General features: G+C 62.5%; 11 protein-coding genes, 1 tRNA gene and 1 riboswitch. Of the genes, 7 read left to right on the top strand and 5 right to left on the bottom strand.

The features are described from left to right. Nucleotides 1-108 precede the first annotated feature (108 nt). Nucleotides 109-320: riboswitch (cobalamin riboswitch) on the top strand. A 128-nt stretch (nt 321-448) separates the two neighbouring features. The 4 genes from AC07E3_RS17060 to AC07E3_RS17045 are packed head-to-tail and all read left to right on the top strand — an operon-like array spanning nt 449 to nt 4,942. Further along, on the top strand, nt 449-2,311 hold the full coding sequence (locus AC07E3_RS17060) for a TonB-dependent receptor plug domain-containing protein (RefSeq protein WP_478363543.1): 1,863 nt from the start codon (nt 449-451) through the stop codon (nt 2,309-2,311). Further along, nucleotides 2,311-3,180: an ABC transporter substrate-binding protein gene (locus tag AC07E3_RS17055; protein ID WP_478363541.1), complete on the top strand. Its 870-nt coding sequence runs from the start codon at nt 2,311-2,313 to the stop codon at nt 3,178-3,180. Before AC07E3_RS17060 ends, AC07E3_RS17055 begins: the two co-directional genes overlap by 1 nt. Continuing rightward, nucleotides 3,177-4,157 carry a FecCD family ABC transporter permease gene (locus AC07E3_RS17050; protein ID WP_065814888.1) on the top strand — a complete coding sequence of 327 codons (981 nt, stop codon included), beginning with the start codon at nt 3,177-3,179 and terminating at the stop codon, nt 4,155-4,157. Before AC07E3_RS17055 ends, AC07E3_RS17050 begins: the two co-directional genes overlap by 4 nt. Continuing rightward, a complete protein-coding gene (locus AC07E3_RS17045) occupies nt 4,157-4,942 on the top strand; it encodes an ABC transporter ATP-binding protein (RefSeq protein WP_478363539.1) in 786 nt (261 codons plus the stop codon). Before AC07E3_RS17050 ends, AC07E3_RS17045 begins: the two co-directional genes overlap by 1 nt. Here the strand turns inward: AC07E3_RS17045 and AC07E3_RS17040 are convergent. The 3 genes from AC07E3_RS17040 to AC07E3_RS17030 are packed head-to-tail and all read right to left on the bottom strand — an operon-like array spanning nt 4,939 to nt 7,557. Continuing rightward, nucleotides 4,939-6,339: a S8 family serine peptidase gene (locus AC07E3_RS17040; protein WP_478363537.1), complete on the bottom strand. Its 1,401-nt coding sequence runs from the start codon at nt 6,337-6,339 to the stop codon at nt 4,939-4,941. The genes AC07E3_RS17045 and AC07E3_RS17040 overlap by 4 nt on opposite strands. Beyond that, nucleotides 6,332-6,988, bottom strand: a complete 657-nt coding sequence (locus AC07E3_RS17035) for a hypothetical protein (RefSeq protein ID WP_478363535.1) — start codon at nt 6,986-6,988, stop codon at nt 6,332-6,334. The genes AC07E3_RS17040 and AC07E3_RS17035 overlap by 8 nt, the downstream gene beginning before the upstream one ends. Beyond that, nucleotides 6,985-7,557 (bottom strand): sigma-70 family RNA polymerase sigma factor, encoded by a 573-nt coding sequence (locus AC07E3_RS17030; RefSeq protein ID WP_223003726.1) that lies wholly within the window; start codon nt 7,555-7,557, stop codon nt 6,985-6,987. The genes AC07E3_RS17035 and AC07E3_RS17030 overlap by 4 nt, the downstream gene beginning before the upstream one ends. 424 nt (nt 7,558-7,981) lie before the next feature. Between AC07E3_RS17030 and AC07E3_RS17025 the strand changes: the two genes are divergently transcribed. Together AC07E3_RS17025 and AC07E3_RS17020 are read left to right on the top strand one after the other, a co-directional pair. Further along, nucleotides 7,982-9,973 (top strand): NHL repeat-containing protein, encoded by a 1,992-nt coding sequence (locus AC07E3_RS17025; protein WP_478363533.1) that lies wholly within the window; start codon nt 7,982-7,984, stop codon nt 9,971-9,973. A gap of 10 nt (nt 9,974-9,983) precedes the next feature. Further along, nucleotides 9,984-13,655 carry a DUF7929 domain-containing protein gene (locus tag AC07E3_RS17020; protein ID WP_478363531.1) on the top strand — a complete coding sequence of 1,224 codons (3,672 nt, stop codon included), beginning with the start codon at nt 9,984-9,986 and terminating at the stop codon, nt 13,653-13,655. 102 nt (nt 13,656-13,757) lie between these two features. Here the strand turns inward: AC07E3_RS17020 and AC07E3_RS17015 are convergent, their stop codons facing one another. Both AC07E3_RS17015 and AC07E3_RS17010 read right to left on the bottom strand, forming a co-directional pair. Beyond that, nucleotides 13,758-20,051 carry an isopeptide-forming domain-containing fimbrial protein gene (locus AC07E3_RS17015; RefSeq protein ID WP_478363529.1) on the bottom strand — a complete coding sequence of 2,098 codons (6,294 nt, stop codon included), beginning with the start codon at nt 20,049-20,051 and terminating at the stop codon, nt 13,758-13,760. A gap of 693 nt (nt 20,052-20,744) precedes the next feature. Further along, a tRNA-Ile gene (locus tag AC07E3_RS17010) sits at nt 20,745-20,821 on the bottom strand. Nucleotides 20,822-20,931: 110 nt separating this feature from the next. On the opposite strand from AC07E3_RS17010, the gene AC07E3_RS17005 reads away from it, so the two are divergent. After that, entirely contained in the window at nt 20,932-21,660 is a 729-nt protein-coding gene (locus AC07E3_RS17005) for an SIMPL domain-containing protein (protein ID WP_478363527.1), read from the top strand. The last annotated feature ends 43 nt before the right edge of the window (nt 21,661-21,703 follow it).

Below are 21,703 nucleotides of genomic sequence, written 5' to 3'. Positions count from 1 at the left end.
CGCAACAATGAAGTATTTCACCCAACTGACAGACACTGACCCGGAACAGCGAACCGGACGGTAACGGCGCGCAACGGTCGATTGACGATGCCGGAGCCAGTTGCTAAGCGATTTCGGTTCGCTTGAGGTGCTCCGGCAGGTGTCCGCCCGCCGGAGGAAAAGGGAACACGGAACGGTCATTCTTCAATGGACCGCAGCCGTGGCTGCTCCCGCAACTGTGAGCGCTGAGGCTCCTCCAATGCCACTGGGTGCAAGGCCCGGGAAGGCGAGGCAGCCGACGAAGCGCGAGCCAGGAAACCTGCCTCAAGCCGTCACCGACCGGATGCGGGACGCTTCCGGGGCTGTGTTTCTCGCAGTGGTGGCGATTGTCATCGCTGGCGGGGGGATTGAAGTCAGGCGTCTGTCGCTCTCCAGCAAATCCGAAAATGTTGCTCGCTGGAGAAAATGCATGCTTTCAAACCGACACCGAACCTCTTTCCTGTTCAGTGCATCAGCGCTGATATTGGGCTTCTCCACGCTCACCACGCAGGCTGAAGACTTCGAGCTCGACACACTGGTCATCACCCCCAGCCGCACCCCAACGGAGGCCTCCAAAGTGGGCTCCACGGTGGAATTGATTGGGCGCGAAGAGATCGAAGAACAGTCTCTGCCGCTTGCGGTGGAATATCTTGACCTTCTGCCGGGTGTAAGCCTGTCATCGCCAGGGGGCGTGGGCGCGGAGGGCAGTCTGTCGATCCGCGGCGCACCCCGCCGCTACGTGAAAACCCTCTACAACGGCATCGACATTTCCGACCCGACCAGCACCCAGGTGCAGACATCCTACCAATATCTCCTGTCCGGTGGGCTACAGAGCATCGAAGTCCTGAAGGGCTCGCAGAGCACACTCTACGGCTCCGACGCCATTGCGGGAGTGATCAGCCTGTCGACACTGGATGACGTCGAGCCCGGCATCACCCACATCCTTCACGGTGAGGGTGGTTCGCATGGCTCGTTTGGGGGTTCCTACGGTTTCAGAGCTGGCAGCGAGCAGTCGAAACTCTCCATCAACGCCACGGGGTTCCGCACCGACGGCATCTCGGCCGCAGCCTCCGGCACCGAGCGCGACGGCTACGAGAACATCACGTTCGATGCGAACGCCGAACATACGTTCTCCGAGGTCTTCTCCGTCTTCGGGTCGGCGCTTTATATCGACGCAGAGGCCGAATTCGACGATCAGGGCTTCGGCACCAGTCTGCCGAGTGACAATCCAACGGCCACCAACCACAGCAGACAACGCGCAGGCCGCGCCGGTTTCAATCTCAACCTCATGGACGGCCGCTTCCGCAACACGGTCTCCGTTCAGGCCTTTGATCTCGAACGGTCGATTACCGGCACGGGCTTCGATGGAAGCTATAACGGTCGCCGCTACAAGGCCGACTATCAGGGCGCTTTTGACGTCAATGACTGGTTGGTCGTTCAGGGCGGCGCAGATTACGAGCGCCAGAACGCGGTCTTTCCTGCCGGCCTGTTCAACCCGGAGATTGATTCCAGTTTCTGGATTGCCGGGGTCTGGGGTGAAGCCATCGCCACACCGTTGGAAAACCTGACGCTGACCGCCGGTATCAGACAGGACGAACACAGCGAATTTGGGGGGCACACCACATATCGCGCGACTGCGTCCTATCTTTTCGATCAGACCGGGACGCGCCTGCACGGCTCCATGGGAACCGGCTTCCGCGCGCCGAGCCTCAACGAACTCTTCGGTCCCTTCGGCGCAAACCCCAACCTTCGGCCCGAAACCAGCTTCGGCTTCGACATCGGCGTTGAGCAGCGTTTCTGGAATGGAGCGGTGGTCGCCGATCTCACCTACTTCCAGCTCGAGATAGACGATCTGATCGGCTACACGACGCACTATGAGCATATCGCGGGCACGTCGCGCCAGCGCGGCGTCGAGGCCTCGCTCCGCTATGCCGCGACCGACTGGCTGGTCCTCACCGGCGCCTACACCTATACACACTCGGTAGACCAGAACGACGTTCGCCTGACGCGCGTGCCACGCCACGAAATCGGCCTGACCGCCAGCGTGAAACCCGCAGAGAAGTGGACAATATCGGCCTCTGCCAGGGCGGCCATGGATACGGTCGATACCGGCGGTTTCAAGCTTGACGATTATCTGCTTGTCAACGCCAAAATCGCCTACAAGCCGACCGAGGACACTGAACTCTATGTGCGGGCGGAAAACCTGCTTGATCAGGATTATCAGACGGTACGCGGCTACAACACACCCGGCTTCGGCGTCTTCGCCGGCTTCCGCGCAAAGTTCGCTCCCTGATGCTGGGGCGCCGGAGATGCCTCCCTCGCCTTTCCGGCCTTGCTCTTCTGGCCGGCGCGCTTCTTGTCGCGCCGGTTTCGGCCGCGCCAAAACGCGTCATGTCGCTCAATCTGTGCACTGACCAGCTTGCCATGACGCTGGCCGGGCCGGATCAGCTCTTCTCCGTCTCCTTCCTTTCGCGCGAGCCGAGCCTCTCAATGCTGCATGAAGAAGCGCAGGCCTACCCGGTCAATCGCGGGCTTGCCGAAGAAGTGTTCCTCGAAAAACCAGACCTCGTGGTCACCGGCACCTATTCGCTCCACAACACGACCGCCCTCTTGAAAAGGCTGGGTTTTCATGTCGAGGAGTTTTCGTTCGCACAGACCCTCGAGACCATTCCGGGCGAAATCCGCCGTATGGGCGCGCTCCTCGGTCAGGAAGAGAGAGCGGAAAGAATAGCAGACGATTTCACAGGCGAACTCGAAGCAATTGCCGCACGCCAATGCGATAGGCGCCCCACCATGATCGCCTATGACCAGAACGGCATCGCGCCCGGCGGCGGCACGCTGGCCGATTCCGTGATGCGCGCCGCAGGCTTCGCCAATCTGGCCGCCGATCTCGGTGTCGTCGGTATGGCGCCCTTTCCCCTGGAACAGGTGATCGCCGCCCGGCCGGACGTCATCAGCATCAGCAGAAAACAGGACGCGCCGACACTCGGCGAACACGTGCCGCGTCATCCGGCGATTGCGGCCCTTCCCGAAACCCGCATCGGTGCATTCGTGCCCGAAGGCTCCCTGTCGTGCGGCGCCCCGGGAGTGATGGAAGCCGTGCGCGCGCTGGCCGCACTCCGCGCCGAGATCGCCCCCTGCCCGCAGGACGCGACGCAATGAAGCTCTCCACCTCGCTTGCACTCCTCGCACTCGCGCTGTTCGTTGTGTCGCTGCTGGTCGGTCCCGCCGAACTGGGCCTCGGGAACAGCATATCCGGCCTTTTCGCCGGCGGCGGCGAGGCGGCGGCCATCATCATGCGCGAAATCCGCCTGCCACGCGCCCTGCTCGGCCTTGCCATCGGTATTTCTCTCGGGCTTTCCGGCGCGGTGCTTCAGGGGTTTCTGCGCAATCCGCTGGCTGAGCCCGGCGTGATCGGCGTCTCCTCCATGGCAGCGCTCGGCGCGGTGGTGGTGTTTTACTCAGGCCTTGCCGGAAGTTCGCTCTATGCCCTTCCTGCCGGCGCGCTCATCGGGGCGCTTCTCGCCGTTCTGATCCTGCTCGCCATCGCCGCGCGCCAGGGCTCGACGCTCACGCTCATTCTCGCAGGTGTGGCGCTCTCCAGTCTCGCGGCAGCGCTCACCTCGCTGGTTCTCAACCTGTCGCCCAACCCCTTCGCCGCCTATGAGATCATCTTCTGGCTGCTGGGGTCTCTGAAGGACCGATCCATGGAGCATGTGGCACTCGCCCTGCCTCTCATGGCCTGTGGCTGGCTCCTGATCGCGCTGTCGGCCCGCGCCATCGATGCGCTCTCGCTGGGCGAGGAAGCGGCCTCCAGCCTCGGCATTCACATGGGCCGCGCACGCTTCCTGATCGTCGCTGGTGTGGCACTCTCCGTTGGCGCGGCAACGGCGGTGGCCGGCACGATCGGTTTTATCGGCCTCGTGGTTCCGCATCTCATCCGCCCGCTGACCAGCCGAATGCCAAGCAGCCTCCTTCTGCCTGCCGGCCTCGGCGGCGCCGCACTTCTCCTCGCCGCAGACATCGCCGCGCGGATCGTCCTGCCGGCCGGCGAGCTCAATGTCGGCGTTCTGACAGCACTGATCGGCGCGCCCTTCTTCCTGTGGCTCGTTGTCCGCGCCCGCCGGGAGATGCTTTGATGAACCTTCACGTCGACAATTTGAGCGTGAAGCTCGGAAAGAGACAGGTTCTCGATGCCATCAGCTTCGACATTGAACCCGGCCAGGTGATCGGTCTACTGGGGCCGAATGGAGCCGGCAAATCCACGCTCATGCGCGCGCTGAACGGGCACATTGCCGCCGAGGGCGCCATGCAGCTCGGCGAACACGATCTCGCGTTGATCGGCCCAGCCCAACGCGCCCGCCTCATCGCCTATCTGCCGCAGCAGAGAACCATAGGCTGGCGTCTCTCCGTGCGCGATCTCGTGGCACTCGGCCGCCTGCCATGGCGTGCCTTCGGCCAGCGCCCGAATGTCCGGGACGAAGCCGCGATCGCCCGCGCCATGGCAATGGCCGACATTGCACCACTCGCCCGCCGGGTCGCCACCGAGCTGTCGGGCGGCGAGCAGGCCCGCGTCCTGATGGCGCGTGCAATCGCGCAGGAAACACCGCTCCTCATCGCCGATGAACCGGCCTCCGGCCTGGATGCCGCGCATCAGATCATGCTGATGCAGTCGTTGAAACGGCTCGCTGCCGAAGGAAGGACCGTTCTGGTCTCGCTCCACGATCTGACGCTCGCTGCCCGCTGGTGCGATGAGGTCATACTTCTGAACCAAGGGCAGCGTGCAGCGCTCGGTAAACCCGAAGCCGTGCTGTCGCCGGAGAATCTGGCAAGGATCTACGGTGTGACCGCCCACCGCGCCCATGACGAAAGCGGCCTGATCATCGCACCGGTCGGGCTTACGGACACATCATCGTCCAGCTAATCGGCGACCCGTTTCTCCATCGCTGCCCTGGCATTGAGGAGCCCGTCGCCAAAATCCTCGTCACGGCCCGGATCGCCGAGGTCCACCGCAGTGGTTCGCAACAGTTCCGAAAGCGCCTCCGGGGCAGCGTCTCCACCAGCGTGGATAAGGTTGGCAATCGCTCCAGAGACAACCGCCGCTGCAAACGACGTGCCCGTCACCACATCCATGCCGCCGGGAATGGGGGCCACCACATTCACGCCCGGCGCCGAAAGATCGATATAGCGGCCGCGATTGGCCTTTCCCATCACCCGGTCATGCACATCCGTTGCCGTCACGGCGATCACACCATCATAGGCCGCAGGATAGCCGAAAGGCGCGCCGGGTCCGTTGTTGCCGGCAGCGGCAACAAGCACGACACCCCGCGCCATCGCATTGCGGCAGGCGGACGAGAAAAGCGGGTTCTCCGGCCCGACAAAGCTCATATTCACGATCTGCGCCCCCTCTTCCACCGCCCAGTCGAGCGCGGCCAGAAGCACATTCGTGCTGGAGATACCGCCCTCGAAAGCCCGTGCATGGAGAAGCCGCACGCCGGGCGCCATGCCGCGAAACGGTCCGTCGCCGGCAATCAGGCCAGAGATGGACGTGCCATGCTCCCGGTCTTTCACCGCCATGTCGGGAAGCGCGTCAAACGTGCGCTCTATGCGACCGGCAAGGGCAGGATGCGCCTCGTCCAGCGCCGTGTCGATCACGGCCACGCTCACATTCTCGCCGCTCACCGATCCCGCATCGAGCGCAATCCGCTCGAAAGCGTAGTTCACCACAGCCGCGGCCTGCTGAAGCGAGAAGACATGGTTCGGCACACGATCTGCCAGACGGCCGTCACCCTCGAGCTGCGCAAGCACAAAGGCCACCGGACGACCATCAGAAATGCCAAAGCGGGCTATGGTGCGCCCGAGCAACCCGGAGGCACGGGCCGAGCGCAGCTCCAGACCGAACCGCGCGGCCACGGCGGCAGCCACATCCGCATCGCCGTCAAGAGTGACAAGCACCTCGTCCGGCACAAAAGCCCCGGAGATGGCGCGTTGCGGCGCGACAGGCCGGGCAAGCGCGCCCGCTCCCGCCGTCGTGGGAGGAGGCGCGGCCGGGCCAGCCCCGCCGCCTGAAACATTGCCATTTGTTGAAGGCGCGTCACCGGATGCCGCAGGCTGCGCCGGTGCAGCCCCGCCCGTCCCCGGGCCAAAAAGTTCCGCCAGCATCTGCGGCAGATAAACCACGTGCCGTTCGTCGGAGGCTGCGCGCGCCTGCGTTTCAGCGTCCGCAGCCTCGGCTGGTGCGGTGGTCTGGGCATGCGCTGCCATTGCCAGTTGGACTGTGATGGCGATACCCGCCAGGATGCGCGAAACGAACCTAGTCATCGCCCGGTCTGCGTCCGATGACGACGGTTTCCACGAATTCAGCCTTTTCGAGCCCGGCAACAATTGCCTCATATTGCTCCGCCGTTTCGGCGGGCACAAGAACACGGTAGAGCCCACCCGGCAGCGGTCCGGCGGCGATCTCGGCACCGCTTGCCTCCAATAGTGCCGAGACATCGGCCATGGGGGCATCCGCCGCAAACGTCACGAAGGCGAAGGGTGCGTTTTCGCGTTCCGCGCCGGCGACGGAATATTGCTCCGTCTGCGATAAGCTCAGCCAGAATGTCTGCCCAACAAGTATCGCCAAGGCGAGCCCGGCGGCCACCCAGGCAGCCTGCACCGGCAATGAAGGCAGAAAGCCGGCCAGCCTCTCACGCAGCGAGGGTCTGGCAGCCCTTTCCGGCCCCGCCTCTTCGGCCAGCGCCTCTGAAAAACGCGCCAGCGCATCGGCCGGCGGGTGGACCGCCTCATTGTCGGCAACGGTCGCCGAATACTCGCTCTCTGCTTCGGCAAGCGAGGCCATGGCCTGCGGGTCGGACGCAAGCCATTCCTCGACCTCCCGCAGTTCAGCGCCCGAAAGCGTCCCGTTCAGGAAGAATGGAAGCAGCGCCTCAAGCCGGTCGCGGCGGTTCGATTGTGCGTTCTCGCTCATGGCCAGCCTCGATCATATCCTGCCGCCTGCAAGGCTTCTCCAAGCTTCTTGCGGGCGTAAAACATTCTGGTTTTGACGGTGGCGACGGGGACGGAAAGGATTTCGCCGATCTCGGTCACCGACTTGCCGTGATAATAGGCGAGATCCACCACGGTGCGATGCTCCTCGGACAGCGCGTTGACGAATGAGCGCAGCGCCGCCGCCTTGTCATCCTTCATCGTTGCCACCTCGGGTGTGTCGGCGCTGTCGGCAATCGCCTCCGCCTGCCCTTCATCCAGTGCGCTTTCCCGTCGCTTGCGAAGGGCCGAAAGCGCCTTGAACCGCGCGATGCCAAGCAGCCAGGTGGAGACCTGAGAGCGCGCCTCGAAGCGCGGCGCCTGGCGCCACACCTCCAGAAACACTTCATTCGCAATCTCGTCTGCCATGGTTTCCGATCCCGTCTGGCGCATCACGAAACGGAACACCCGCGTGTGATGCCGCATGAACAAGAGCCGGAGCGCCGCCCTGTCGCCGCGCGCCGTTCTGGCCACGAGCACGGCATCGGATGTTTGCTCCGCCGCACCGCTCATGGCCGACCCTTCGAGAGTGTGTCGCGCGACGGGACGTTTCGGTTCATCGCTTCCCCCAGTTTCTGAAAAGCTAGTCCATTTGCGGTTCGGTGGAAACAGAATTGCCTTCACCTACCGGCTTTGCGGCGCTCATCAGTGTGAACCTTTTCACAGCCTCGTCAGACAAACCCTGCAGGGTACGCATGGTGCGCACCCGGAAAGGAGTGTTCTGATGACACGGCATATCGACTGCAAACGGTCGTTGAAGCCGCCGCGGCGCATAACCGGGGCGGCTTTGTTGACCTTGGGTAAGCCGAGGCGTAGGCTCTTCGATGACGGGGTTGAAATGAACCTCGCTTCGGGGGGATACACCGGAACAATGGGGACCGGGCGCGCAAAAGACGCCCATCCGGTAGCCTTCCGAAACGGTTTCGGGAGGCAAGTTATGGGGCAGAACCACGGGTTCCCGGCACGGCGTGACGGGAGCGGAGACCTCCATCCCGGCTCACGCGCCAGGCGCTTTCTCACAAGCACCGCCGTCATTGCGCTCGCCGTCATGGCGGGCTTTTCAGCACATACACCCGCGAGCGCGCAGCAAAATGCGATCATCCAGCCAGGTTTCATGGCCGTGACCGGTTTTCCCGGCACGCTCATTCCCGGTTTCGAGGAAGGTCTCCTGCCCGGCGTCGACCCGGTCGACGAAACCTTCATCGACACCGAGCGCGCCTCGCTGCGCATCTTCGACATGACCTGGCTCGGCGCCCCACCCAGCGGGCAGGTGGTCTTTACGCCGCCGCCCTTCGAAGTGCCGGCCTCCGAAATCGGCCAGGTGTTCGGACTTGCCTATGATGACGGCAGACGGGAAGAGACCACGGCCATCGTGCCGAACCTCTATGCCGCGGCCACCTCCATGCACGGCCTCCAGATCGTCACGGAAGACGAGGACGAGGACGGGCGGCCCGAACGGCAGCGCCGTGGCGAAGCCGGCGCGCGCTTCATGGACGGGCAGTTTGGCGAGAAGAATGGCGGTGGGCCCGGTTCGATCTGGAAGATCGACGGCATCACGGGCGCCGTGACCCTGTTTGCCAATATCGACACGAACAGCGGACCCGGCATCGGCAACATCGCCTTTGACCGGTCACACCGCCAGTTCTTCGCTTCCGATCTCGACAGCGGTCTCATTCACCGCATCGACATCGACGGCAATCTCATCGACACGTTCGATCATGGCGTCGACGGCAGGCCAGCACGCGGGCTCGATCCCGTGGCTGACGATGGCGCCGTGATGGACATACAGGGTGCTGCTTTCGACGCGGAAGAGCCGAAAAGCTGGGGCTACACGCAGGAAGAGCGCCGCGTCCATGGCCTCGCCATGCACGGTGGACGCCTCTACTACGCCGTGGGCGAAGAGGCGGAAATCTGGTCCGTGGGCATGGCCCGCGACGGCACATTCGCCGGCGACCCGCGCTGGGAGCTGACGGTGGAGGCAGAGGAAGACCTTCCGGTCACCGACATCGCCTTCGACACGCGCGGCTTCATGTACCTTGCCCAGCGGGGCGAGGTCGAAAACCGCTATGACTACTCAAGCTTCGCCGACAGCGGTGAAGCATCGGTGCTGCGCTACTGGCGCGAAAGCCCTGACGATCCCGAAACCGAAAGCATCTGGGTGCCGGCACCTCAGGAATATGCAGTCGGCTTTCCCGAACCATACCGACAGGGAGCCGGCGGCATCGATCTGCAATATGGCTATGACGCCGAAGGCTTCTTCAATCGCAATGCCTGCGCCGCCACGCTGGTGAAAACCGGCGACAGGCTGCGCGACAACCCTGCCCTTGAAGACCGGCTCATCGAGGGCGGGCCACTTGCCGTTCATGGCGTGCAGCTTACGAGAAGCACTCTCGTGCGGCCAAAGAACGAGCCACCCTTCGGCTCGTGGTTTGCCGATTATGACGGGTTCTTTGAAGACCCCGAGGTCAAAGGACACGTCGGCGATGTGGAGGTCTGGCGTCCCTGTGAGGGCCGCGCCGGCTACTACGAGCCTATCCCCTATCCGGGCGACATTCCCGTCCCCGGCTGGCCGCCCGGCTTCCCGCCGCCCAACGATCTCCCGCCCTGTATCGAGCTGGAGACAGCAGCGTATTTCTGTACGCCCGCAGGGCTTGAAGCCGATCTCTACATCCATGACCGCGCCGGCATTGGTGGCGATTCGCTGTCCGCGAAATCGCTGACGCCCGGCGTCGGCGTTTCCCCGTCCAAGCAGACGGTCCCCAGCCTGGCCACGCCGTTCACTCTCGGCATCAGTGGCCACATCCCTGGTGAAACCGTCGATCTCGGCCTGTGCTTCTATAAGCAGTCCGATGCCGAGGCGGGTGGCTACTTCCCCTGTTGCAAGGTGACGTTGCCGCTTGAAACGCCGCTTGAATCCTGTGCGCCGTGAGGAGGGAGAGATGATCATGTTCACTTTTCCCACCGACCGGACCACGGTCGACAACGTCATGGAGACGATCATGAAACCCCTTGCAGAAAAAGCGCGCACGACGCGCTGGCTGCTGGTGGCGGGCATGGCGCTCTCCACCGCGCTCATACCGCTTTCCGGCATCAATCCGGCCAGAGCACAGGACCGGACGATCGAGGAGCTTGAGGTTCTCGAAACGCCGGGCGACGCCGAAGGCCCACGCATTGAACTTGAACCGGAAGTGCCCGAGGTCGAGCCTGATCTGACGCCTTTCCTTGAAAAGCGCGGAAGACAGCTCAATTGCGATTATGTGGAATACCGCCTGCGCCTCGGCGTGCGCGGCACACCCGACATGATCGCCCATCCGGGCCTCGACGCGTTTCTCACCAATGTAACCTTCGAGTTTACCGATCAGCTTCCCGCCAATCTGTCGATTGTCGACGCCACTTTCAGCGGCGACGTCATCGGTGTCGGCGGTGGAGCCGTTCCACCCCATGTGGTCAGCACGACCGCAACCCTGGACGACACGCTCACCCAGTCGGACTTCCACCTGTCGGCCGCCGATCTCGACGGCGACGGCAGTCTGACCGAGCGCGCCATCGACATCACCATCAAGGCAAAGATCGACCAGACGGCGTTCCCCGCCCTCGCCAATGTCGACAATCAGGCCAATGTGGCCGTGATCCGCACGGCAACCGGCGGGCTTGTCGCCACCATTCCGTCGCACGACCCGGCCCTGCCGGACGATGGCGACTGGAAGACCGGCGATCCGACAACCATCGCCATCGACGTGACGGACTGCGATCCGCCGCCACCTCCCCCGCCGCCCGGCGACGGGCCGGAAGAGGCGTGTTTCTCGGTCGAGACCGGTGAGGTGGACTGCCTTCCCGGTGGCGGTGCCTATATCTACCGCATGGATGTCGGGCCGGAGATGGCAGGCAATGTCGTCACGGTGACCTCCACCACGCCCGGCATCACCATCGATCCGCCGAGCCAGCCCGTTCCGGCCGGCGGGGGGACGCTGGAATGGGAAATCACCGGCGCGCTGCCTGGCGATACGGTTCATCTGATCGTCACCGGCATCGAGACCTATGCAGGGCCCGCTGAAGGTGTCGGCCTGTGCTGCTCGCAGGTGGTCGACATTGAAATCCCCGAAGACCTTGAATGCCCGCCCGACGATGAAGGCGAGCCCGACATCAAGGTCGAGAAGCGGGCCGATGAGGCCGAGTGCGAGATCGACGGTTCGTGCGATTTCACCATTCGCGTCTCCAATGCGGGTGACGCACCTTACACCGGCAAGATCGTGCTGGATGAGGTGACGACACCCGGCAGCGCGGCGGTGGTCTCGGGACCCAACGCCCCTTGGACCTGCGTTCCGATGGCAAGCCCCATGTCGTGCGAACACCCCGAAACGACGCTCAATCCCGGCGAATTCGTGGAGCTGAAACTCGGCTTCCAGCCCGGACCGGCATGGAGCTGGAGCGCGATCCGCAACTGCGCCGAATATGACTACACGGCCAGCGGCAAGGATCCGTTCGGCGATCCGACCAACGACAAGGCCTGCGCCACAATCGCGATCTGCCTGCCGGGCGATCCGGCGTGCACGCCGCCGGAGAACGACATTCCGGATATCGCCGTTCGCAAGCGGGCCGATCCTTCGGTCTGTACGCCAGATGGTCTCTGCACCTACGTCGTGACCATCCTCAATGCAGGCGCCACACCGATCAACGGTCCCGTCAGCTTCGTGGACACGTTCCCGGCGGGTGATGTCGCCTCGGCATCGTTCAGCCCGTCACCGCCCTGGTCGTGCGCGCCGCTCTCCGGCAACACGTTCCAGTGCGATCACCCGGGCCTGAACCTCGTGCCGGGCGCATCGACGGACATTCTCGTGACCACAATCGTCGGCGACTATCCGACAAACGAGGTCGAGAACTGTGTGGAGGTGACCGCGCTTGAAGGCGAAACCGATCTCGCCAACAACGAGGCCTGTGCAACGGCGACCATACCGGGCATCCCGGGCGGCCAGCCGCAAATGCGCATCCAGAAGACCTGTGAGCCCACCGTGTCGCTCGCCGAAGGTGTGTCCTGCCGGATCACTGTCAGCAATGCCGGAACCGCCGCACCGGTCGGCCCGGTTCGCGTCAACGACGCGGCCGAGATCATCGGCAGCGGTGCACCGGTCGACATCCAGACGGTCACGCCTGACGGTCCGGAATGGTCGTGCGGCGCGGTGCCTGCGGCCAATCTTACCTGCGAGATTCCTGGCGCCGTCATGACACCTGGAACCGCGCGGCACTTCGATGTGACGGTCAATGTCTCACCCAATGAGCGGTTCGAGAACTGCGCACGCGGTTCCTTCGGCCCGGCTCCGGGAGACGACATCGTCTATCCCATCGGCGAGGCCTGTGCTGAAGGCGGCACCCAGATCTCGGTCGAGAAAACCGGCGATGCAGAGTGCCTGCTTGGCGAGCCCTGCACGTTCCAGATCACCATCCGCAACGAAGGTCCGTCATCGATCTCCGGTCCGGTTCGCATCGGCGATGCGCTTCGGGTCGAAGGGTTTGGCGGCGTACCGGCCCGGATTGTTTCGGTGAACCCGCCCTTCGGCTGTTCGCCCGAACCGACCGAGCTTCCCTTCGCCTGCGAAACCGACCTCACTCTTGCCAGTGGCGAAAGCCGCACGCATGAGGTCGTTGTCGAGCTGCCGGAAGATGGCGGTCTCGCCAACGCAGTGGGCAATGGTGCATCGGGACGCAACTGCGCTGCGGTGATCGACCGTGGAGCGGATGTGCGCACCGCGCCGTCCCTCTCAGGTGCGCCGGATGGTGCTGGAGATGGCCGTGCCTATGACTGCCACGACTTCACGGTTCTGGCGGATGAGGATGAGGACCAGCAATGTTCGCCGGGTCTCGTTCTCAACAATGACGGGCGCTGTGTCTGTCCGGAAGGCACCACCTTCCGCAACGGCCAGTGCGTCGGCACGCAGACCGCTCCGGTCCCACTGCCCACGCCGCGGCCAACACCGCCGCGCGAGCCTGATCCGAAGCCGCAGGCAGATCCCCGGCCGCAATGCCGGCTCCTGCCCGGCCAGATCCGCACGCGCGACGGTCGCTGTGTCTGCCCACGCGGAACACGCCTGACCAACGGCCGCTGCGTCAAGCCGCAGGTCGAGCGCGAATGCCCGCGCGGCACGACGGGCACGCCGCCCAACTGCCGGCCGATCCGCCAACAGTGCCGCCTGCTTCCGGGCATGATCCGCACCCAGGATGGACGCTGCGTCTGTCCGCGCGGAACACGTCTGGTGGCCGGTGCCTGCCGCAAGCCGGAGGTGCAGCGTCAGTGCCCGCCGGGAACCACGGGGCGCTATCCCAACTGCGCACCCATCGTGCAGCCCCGCTGCCCGCGTGGGACGACTGGCACGTTCCCCAACTGCCGCCCGGTTGTGCAGCGCCGCTGCCCGCAGGGCACCACGGGAACCTTCCCGAACTGTCGTCCGGTCGTGCAGCGCCGCTGCCCGCCCGGCACCACGGGCAAATACCCGAATTGCCGGCAGATTCGCGTGACGCCGCCGGTCAACCGGGTGCCCCGGCAGCAGCTTGATCGCCCCCTGCGCATCAATCCGCAACTCCTGCGGCCGCGCGACAAGGGCAATCAGCTCCAGTAACCGGAGCGCCTCTGGAAAAATGCCCCGCCGGTTTTACCGGCGGGGCTTCTACAATGCTCTTGAGGCACGTATCTTCTTTTCGCCCCACTCCCGGGGAAGACATCACCGCCCTGCGGCTTCGTCCAGTTCGAAGCCTGAATATCCCGGCGGGCGCACGTTCCCGGTGAGCACACGCGTTTCAATTTCGAGGCGATACCGGCCTCCCCACCTTCGCCAGTGTTTCCTGATACGCTTTTCCACCCAGGCAAGGCGCGTTCTCGCAAGCGTTCGGCTACCTTCATTATCAAGATAGCTCAGCCGAAGGACGGAGGGCTCCCTGTCGAGAATCTGGATCAGCTGGTCGATACCGGACAGCCAGCCCTGACTGAGAGCGTTTGTCCCGCGAACGAAAGCATCACTCCGCAGATCCAGCCGCACAACGCGCTGGATCGATGCACCGAAATTGACCTTTGTCATCTTTCCTGCCGTCAGACGCACCACACGCACATGTTCCGTCGTGAGCCGGTATCCGGAGGGCAGCGTACGGGCATCGAGCTTGATGACAAAATTGGTTCCCAGGCGCTGATCTGGCAGCGCAGCGCATGGTATGTGGAAGCGCCCGGCCGGATCGGTTGTTATCAGCTTCCCCTCCACCACGGCCAGCCGCACGCCCGGCAGGCCAGGCTCCTCGTCATCTGGATATCCGTTGCGATTTCTGTCGTCGAAAACCTTCCCGATCACGTCACCGCAGTCGAAGACGGGTTCCGCTTCGATCTGGACACTGGCTTTGGCTTCCGAGGATATCCGTCGTCCGAGAGGATCGGTCAGAACCGCCGTATTGACATAAACGCCAGGACCTATCGAGGCAGGCGCGTTCATGCTCAGGCGAATTTCGACGGAGCTTCGCGCCTCCACGGAAATGTCGTCGAACAGCAGCGAGCGGCCGTTAACGACCGGGGCAGCCGGCGCTCCGTCAATCAGCGCAGAGCCCTCAATGAAGCGGAATCCGTTGGGAAGCTGATCCTCGACTTTTAATCCGCGAACGGGCACATCGCTGTTGTTGGCAACGACGATCGTAAACGGTGCCTGTTCGCCCCGGCGGATCGTCGGTCTTTCGGCCATCTTGCTGATTGTCAGGTTTTTGCCCCCCGCAGGCAGGGTAAACGAGAACACGCTTTCGTTTGAGGCGAGCGGAAATTCTTTTCCGCCGCCATCCACAACCGAGCCATGCGCGACAGCTGAATTCCTGACAGCCTCGAGAAGTCCTGCACCATTGTCGATATCGGCCTGCGTGAGAAGATATGTGGCTGAGAAATGCCCTATTTCACCAACATCCAGAGAGTGCGTTTGCGGCCGTATGTCAGACAATCGACCATTCGCGGCATGCCCGTTAAATTCCGGACCTTCGTCCTCGATCCGAATATCTGTTACCGCTATTTTGCCGGTATTGACGACTTCGTATTCGAAATGGAGAACGTCACCGGGCGAAGCCAGACCATCGCCATCGATATCGGTGAATCCGCCCGTCTTTTTCAGGCTCAGCCCGGGAAACTGGAGCGGAAGAACAACGCATTGCTCAGAGGGGCACTCCGGGTCCGCCGCATCAGGAGTTTTGGCAAGATTGACGACCGTGTCAGCCGTTTCCGAAAGTCGCTCGGCGACTGAGGCCTCAACTGTCAGAACGAGCTGCCCGTTGACGCTGCCCTCACGCCGCGGAACCGTCAAACCTGTCCAGTCGATGATCCCGTCAGCATGGTCCCCGCCATCGCTTGCATCGACAAACAGCAGATGCGTGTCCATTACATCACGAACGGCAAAACCCTCGGCAGCGCTGCCCGCATTGGTCAGAACGATTTCGAAAATCAGGGTTTCCCCAAGCTCTGCCAGCCCGGGAACGGCACCATCCTCCGACACGAGGGATTTGGAAATACGCACATCCGGCGGGATATGGTTTTCGGTGCTGCAGGAGATACACTCTCCATTGCTTGCGACCACGCTGTTGGATAGCGTCACCGGCGCATTTTCGGCTACGACGGCCGTATAGGTGATACTGTGATTTCCAGCCGGCGTCCCTGCAGGCAGTGTAAAGGACAATTCCGGCGCCGCGCCCGTATCCGCCGTAAATGGACCGGAATTCGTGACACTGCCGAATTCGAGCCCGGTCCCAAGCGTGTCGGTGAGGATGAGATCCTGCGTGGTCGCTCCTTCGGCAACCAGGGTTGTCAGCGTATAGGTGAGTGTGTCCCCGATCTGGACACTCGCGCCGTCTCCGACATCTGAACTCTTTGTCGTGTTAAGCCTGACAAGCGGGTTTGCTGTTGCGCACGAACCGCATTCGCCCACATCCGCGACCACCGCATTGGATAGCGGCCCTGACGCGCTATCGGATACCGTCGCTGTGTAGGAGACGCTGTAAGTGCCGGCAGCCGTTCCGGTCGGAAGCGTGAAGGTGAGTTCCGGTGCACCACCGGTATCGGCGGCAAACGATCCGATATCTGTTACACTGCCGAAGTCGAGTCCCGGCCCCAGCGTGTCTGTCAGGATCAGATCCTGCGTCGTCGTTCCTCCGGTCACCACGCTCGTCAGTGTGTAGGTAATCGTGTCGCCCGCCTGAACGCCAACACCATCGCCCACGTCGGAAGCCTTCGAAGTGCTGAGCTCCACCAGCGGGTTCGCCGTGGCGCAGGGATTGCAATCCCCCACATCTGCGGTGACAGCATTCGACACAGAGCCGGATGCACTGTCCGAGACCGTCGCAGTATAGGACACGCTGTGTGTTCCCGCCGCAGTCCCAGCGGGAAGCGTGAAGGACAGGGCCGGCGCGCCACCCGTATCAGAAACGAAGGAGCCCGGGGCTGTTACACTGCCGAAGTCGAGCCCCGCCCCCAGCACATCGGTCAGCACCAGGTCCTGTGTCGTCGCCCCGCCTGTCACCACCGTCGTCAGCGTGTAGGTAATCGTGTCGCCCGCCTGAACACCCACTCCATTGCCCACATCCGATGCCTTCGAGGTGCTGAGTTCCACCAGCGGGTTCGCCGTGGCGCAGGGATTGCAATCCCCAACGTCAGCTTCGGCCGCGTTCGATACCGACCCTGACGCACTGTCCGAGACCGTCGCCGTATAGGACACACTGTAGGTGCCGGCAGCCGTTCCGGAAGGAAGCGTGAAGGTGAGTTCCGGTGCACCGCCGGTATCGGCGGCAAACGATCCGATATCTGTCACACTGCCGAAGTCGAGCCCCGCCCCCAGCACATCGGTCAGCACCAGGTCCTGTGTCGTTGTCCCGCCGGTCACCACGCTCGTCAGTGTGTAGGTAATCGTGTCGCCCGCCTGAACGCCCACGCCGTTACCCACATCCGATGCCTTCGAGGTGCTGAGTTCCACCAGCGGGTTGCTCGTCGCACAGGGATTGCAATCCCCAACGTCAGCGGTGACGGCATTCGACACCGAGCCGGATGCTCTGTCCGAGACCGTCGCCGTGTAGGACACGCTGTAGGTACCCGCCGCAGTCCCCGCAGGAAGCGTAAACGACAGGGTCGGCGCACCACCCGTATCAGGAACGAAGGAACCAGGCGCCGCCACACTGCCGAAGTCGAGCCCCGCCCCCAGTGTGTCGGTCAGAACCAGGTCCTGTGTCGTCGTTCCGCCAGCAACAACCGTCGTCAGCGTGTAGGTAATCGTGTCCCCCGCCTGAACGCCCACACCGTCGCCCACGTCGGACGCCTTGGAGGTGCTGAGCTCCACCAGCGGGTTGCTCGTCGCGCAGGGATTACAATCCCCAACGTCAGCGGTGACAGCATTCGACACCGAGCCGGATGCACTGTCGGAGACCGTCGCTGTGTAGGACACGCTGTATGTGCCTGCCGCAGTCCCCGCAGGAAGCGTGAACGATAGGGTCGGCGCATTACCGGTGTCAGCAACAAAAGCCCCAGGCGCCGTCACGCTGCCAAAGTCGAGCCCCGGGCCTAGAACATCGTTCAGGACCAGGTCCTGTGTCGTCGCCCCGGCGGCAACCACAGTCGTCAGTGTATAGGTCAACGTATCTCCGGCCTGAACGCCCACACCGTCGCCCACGTCGGACGCCTTCGACGTGCTGATCCCCACGAGCGGATTGGCCGTCGCACAGGGGCTGCATGCGCCCACGTCCGCAGAGGCAGAATTCGAAACAGAGCCCGATGCGCTTTCGGATACTGTCGCCGTGTAAGACACGCTATAGGTTCCGGCGGGCGTCCCGGCGGGAAGCATGAACGACAGGGTCGGCGCACTACCCGTATCGGCAACAAACGCACCGGGCGCCGCCACACTGCCGAAGTCGAGCCCCGCCCCCAGAATATCGGTCAGAACCAGGTCCTGTGTTGTGGTCCCGCCAGAAACCACGCTCGTCAGCGTGTAGGTGAGTGTGTCCCCGACCTGAACGCCCACGCCGTTGCCCACGTCGGACGCCTTCGACGTGCTGAGCTCCACCAGCGGATTCGCCGTCGTGCAGGGGCTACAATCCCCAACGTCAGCGGTGGCGGCATTCGACACCGAGCCGGATGCACTGTCCGAGACCGCCGCGGTGTAGGACACGCTGTATGTGCCTGCCGATGTGCCGGCGGGAAGCGTGAAGGAGAGTTCCGGTGCACCACCGGTATCGGCAGAAAACGATCCGAGATCTGTTACACTGCCGAAGTCGAGGCCCGCGCCCAGCATGTCGGTCAGAACCAGGTCCTGCGTCGTCGTTCCCCCAGTCACGACCGTCGTGAGCGTGTAGGTGAGCGTGTCGCCCGCCTGAACCCCCACGCCGTCGCCCACGTCGGAAGCCTTCGAAGTGCTGAGCTCCACCAGCGGATTGCTCGTGGCACAGGGATTGCAATCCCCCACATCTGCGGTGGCTGCATTCGACACCGAGCCGGATGCACTGTCCGAGACCGTCGCGGTGTAGGACACGCTGTATGTGCCTGCCGATGTCCCCGCAGGAAGCGTGAAAGACAGCGTTGGCGCGCCACCCATATCGGCAACAAACGCACCGGGCGCTGTAACGCTGCCGAAATCGAGCCCAGCTCCCAGAATATCCGTCAGAACCAGGTCTTGTGTCGTTGTCCCACCTGTCACCACGGTTGTCAGCGTGTATGTAATCGTGTCGCCTGCCTGAACGCCCACCCCATCGCCCACGTCGGACGCCTTCGACGTGTTGAGCAGCACTTTTTGATTGACCACCGTACAGTCAATCTCGCTGTCGACAGCCACCGCCTCGGATGAGAGCGTAAAGGAATTATCGTCGAAGGAGACCGTACCCCCGGATCCCATCCCGAGGCAGATAACGTCATCGAGAACCCAGTTGGGCGGCAGGGTCTCGGAGATGACCGTTTCGACGCCGACTTCTGACAGAATCTGCGTATCGCCACGCTCCGCAACGCCTTCTGACACCGTCGTGATCGTCTGGCTTTGCCAGCCATTGTTGCCAGTGAAGGTAAAGCTGCCCAAGTCGTCAAATGTCGTCTTGCGGACAGTCAATCTGGGCAGTTTGACAAACTCGACCGTGCCCTGTGCCTGATCGTTGGCCGTATCGAAATCATCGTTTGTCGGATCGCCGTCTCCGTCAGAGACAGACCGATCGAGCGAGGCGATGAGGGGATGGCTTCCCGAGACAGCATCAGAATTGGCCACGAGCGGGATGGTGAAGGTGATGTCTCCACCTGCCCCTCCGGGGACGGCAGCAGGCGCCAGCGACGTGTTCACCGCGCATGACACCGTCTGCCCGGAAACCGTACATCCAGGAACCGGACTGGCAGTCCACCCGGTCGGCACGGCAATACTGATGGCAAACCCATCCGATGCTTCGACGGTACCGGGCCCCAGATTGGTTGCACTCACGGTCATGTCCATCGTATCGCCGGGCGCGTTGTAGACGCCCGTCGGCGTGGAGATGGCAATCGAAAGGTCGGGACGACCGGTAACCGTGAGAGAACAGGTGCTGTCCTCTTGGTCGACTTTTACGATCTTGCTCGCACAACTGCCTGTTTCTGCGAACGAGTTCTCCGGAATTCCGGAAGGCCGTTGCGAAGCCGTGGCTCCATAACCTGATCCCGGCAGCACATAGACCTCATTGCTGGGGCTATAGTCCGCAACATCGTTGTTGGACAGGGCGATATATGGTTCAACATCCTCACCCGACAGTCCGCTTCCATTGTCGAGAAGAACATCGTCTTTGGTCAGGTTGACCAGCCAACCGGCACCACCAATGGTCTGGTCCCAGGCAAAATCGGAAAAGCCTAGAACAGCCGAATGCCGGGCTTGCTCCAGTTGCCCGCAATAAACATTGATACCGTCATAACCCTGTCCTCCGGCTTGCCTGTGGATTCCCGAAGCCGCTCCGTAGGCTGTTTCGTCGCAAAACCAACCCCTAAAATGGTGGGTAGCATTGCTTTCATTCACACCAACGGTCTGTATCCCTGCGGCCGCGGAAGTATCGACAGAAACCCAGTCTGAAGCTCCCAATTGAAGAGGACGGCATGCCATCCGCATACTGGAAGCCCATGGAACTGTTGCCGAGGGCCCTACCCGGTCGTACCCACCAAGTCTCTGAACAATCTGCCCCGCTGCGCAATATCGATCTCGCATTGTTCCCTGGTTTGGATAGCCGTATCCCAACACCTCCGGGGTCCCGTTCGGGGATGTATCGATCGTTTGAACCGTCCCGTTGGGAAGAACCGATATCGAGGCACAATACAATCCAACCTGGGCTGTCATTCCTCGTACGCTGGAAGCACTTGCACTCATGGAGACGTCGGCATGGTAGAGCCCGCGAAGAACTGTACCTGCGGGGCATTTGTACGCCTCCACCGATCCCTTGTTAGATCCGATGGTGCCTACATAGTCACCGTCTCCCCGGAAACCGATGCCTATTTGAGAGAAGGCAGAATCCGAAAATAGACAAAGTACGATCAAAAATATAAATCGCAGGAATATTCTCTCCACTGAAGGCACCAGATCTTGAGAAATATGAAAATTAATAGAAAATTAACCGGTTATGATAAAAAAACCGGAATAAAATAGCAGCATCAAATTTTAAAAGATGAATCTTCAAGACAACCGGAAGAAGGCCGACACGACCAAGGGGGTGGTCGATGGTGGGCCCGGAGGGACTCGAACCCCCAACCAAGCGGTTATGAGCCGCCGGCTCTAACCAATTGAGCTACAGGCCCGGTGGGCGATGGATTAATTGCTTTTTCCCTGCCGCACAAGCCATCTTGCCGCAATCGATACACAATCCATCGCTAGGTGCCCTTTCGGGACATCGCAAAAGGAGATTTCCATGACCAAATCCATCTTCCCCGCCGCATTCGCTGCTCCCATGCTTGCTGCTTCGCTGTTTGCCGCAGCCCCGGCTCACGCCGATGACAAAGACATGCGAATCATCGTGACCGGAGAGGGAGAAGCCGCCATCAGCCCCGACATGGCGATCCTGACCATCGCCGTGGTGCGCGAAGCCGAAACGGCGCGCGCCGCGCTCGACGCGAACAATGAAGCGATGACCTCCGTGATCGATGCGATGAAGGGAGACGGCATCGAGGCGCGCGACCTGCAGACAGGCGGCCTGTCCATCAATCCGCGCTATGTCTATCCGAACGACAATAATGATGAGAAAACGCCGCGCATCGTCGGGTACGAGGTCGGCAACACGCTGACCGTGCGCATCCGCGACCTCGAGAAAGTCGGTGCCATCCTTGATCGGTCGGTCACTCTGGGTGTGAATCAGGGCGGTGGCCTGAGCTTTACCAATGACGATCCGTCTGCGACCATCACCGAAGCGCGCAAGCGTGCCGTCCAGGACGCACTGGACAAGGCCAAGACACTCGCTGAGGCTGCCGGCGTTAAACTGGGCGACATCGTCGAGATTTCCGAGCAGATGCAGCACCGCCCGCCGATGCCCTATGCCGGCAAGGCCGTTCGGATGCAGGCTTCGGCAGATGCCGTTCCAGTGGAAGCCGGCGAAAACACCTATCAGGTACAGGTCAACGTGACCTTCGAGCTCGACAGATAAGCCGGGCATCACACGATAGAACATAAAAGCCGCCGGCGAATGC

This window comes from Nitratireductor lacus (genome assembly GCF_056431025.1).
The sequence above is the reverse complement of the archived record's forward strand: the minus strand, read 5'-3'. Positions and strand labels throughout refer to the sequence as shown.

Coding starts and splice junctions, on each gene's coding strand:
- AC07E3_RS17060 (WP_478363543.1), top strand. CDS start 449: ATGCTTTCAAACCGACACCGAACCTCTTTCCTGTTCAGTGCATCAGCG.
- AC07E3_RS17055 (WP_478363541.1), top strand. CDS start 2,311: ATGCTGGGGCGCCGGAGATGCCTCCCTCGCCTTTCCGGCCTTGCTCTT.
- AC07E3_RS17050 (WP_065814888.1), top strand. CDS start 3,177: ATGAAGCTCTCCACCTCGCTTGCACTCCTCGCACTCGCGCTGTTCGTT.
- AC07E3_RS17045 (WP_478363539.1), top strand. CDS start 4,157: ATGAACCTTCACGTCGACAATTTGAGCGTGAAGCTCGGAAAGAGACAG.
- AC07E3_RS17040 (WP_478363537.1), bottom strand. CDS start 6,339: ATGACTAGGTTCGTTTCGCGCATCCTGGCGGGTATCGCCATCACAGTC.
- AC07E3_RS17035 (WP_478363535.1), bottom strand. CDS start 6,988: ATGAGCGAGAACGCACAATCGAACCGCCGCGACCGGCTTGAGGCGCTG.
- AC07E3_RS17030 (WP_223003726.1), bottom strand. CDS start 7,557: ATGAGCGGTGCGGCGGAGCAAACATCCGATGCCGTGCTCGTGGCCAGA.
- AC07E3_RS17025 (WP_478363533.1), top strand. CDS start 7,982: ATGGGGCAGAACCACGGGTTCCCGGCACGGCGTGACGGGAGCGGAGAC.
- AC07E3_RS17020 (WP_478363531.1), top strand. CDS start 9,984: ATGATCATGTTCACTTTTCCCACCGACCGGACCACGGTCGACAACGTC.
- AC07E3_RS17005 (WP_478363527.1), top strand. CDS start 20,932: ATGACCAAATCCATCTTCCCCGCCGCATTCGCTGCTCCCATGCTTGCT.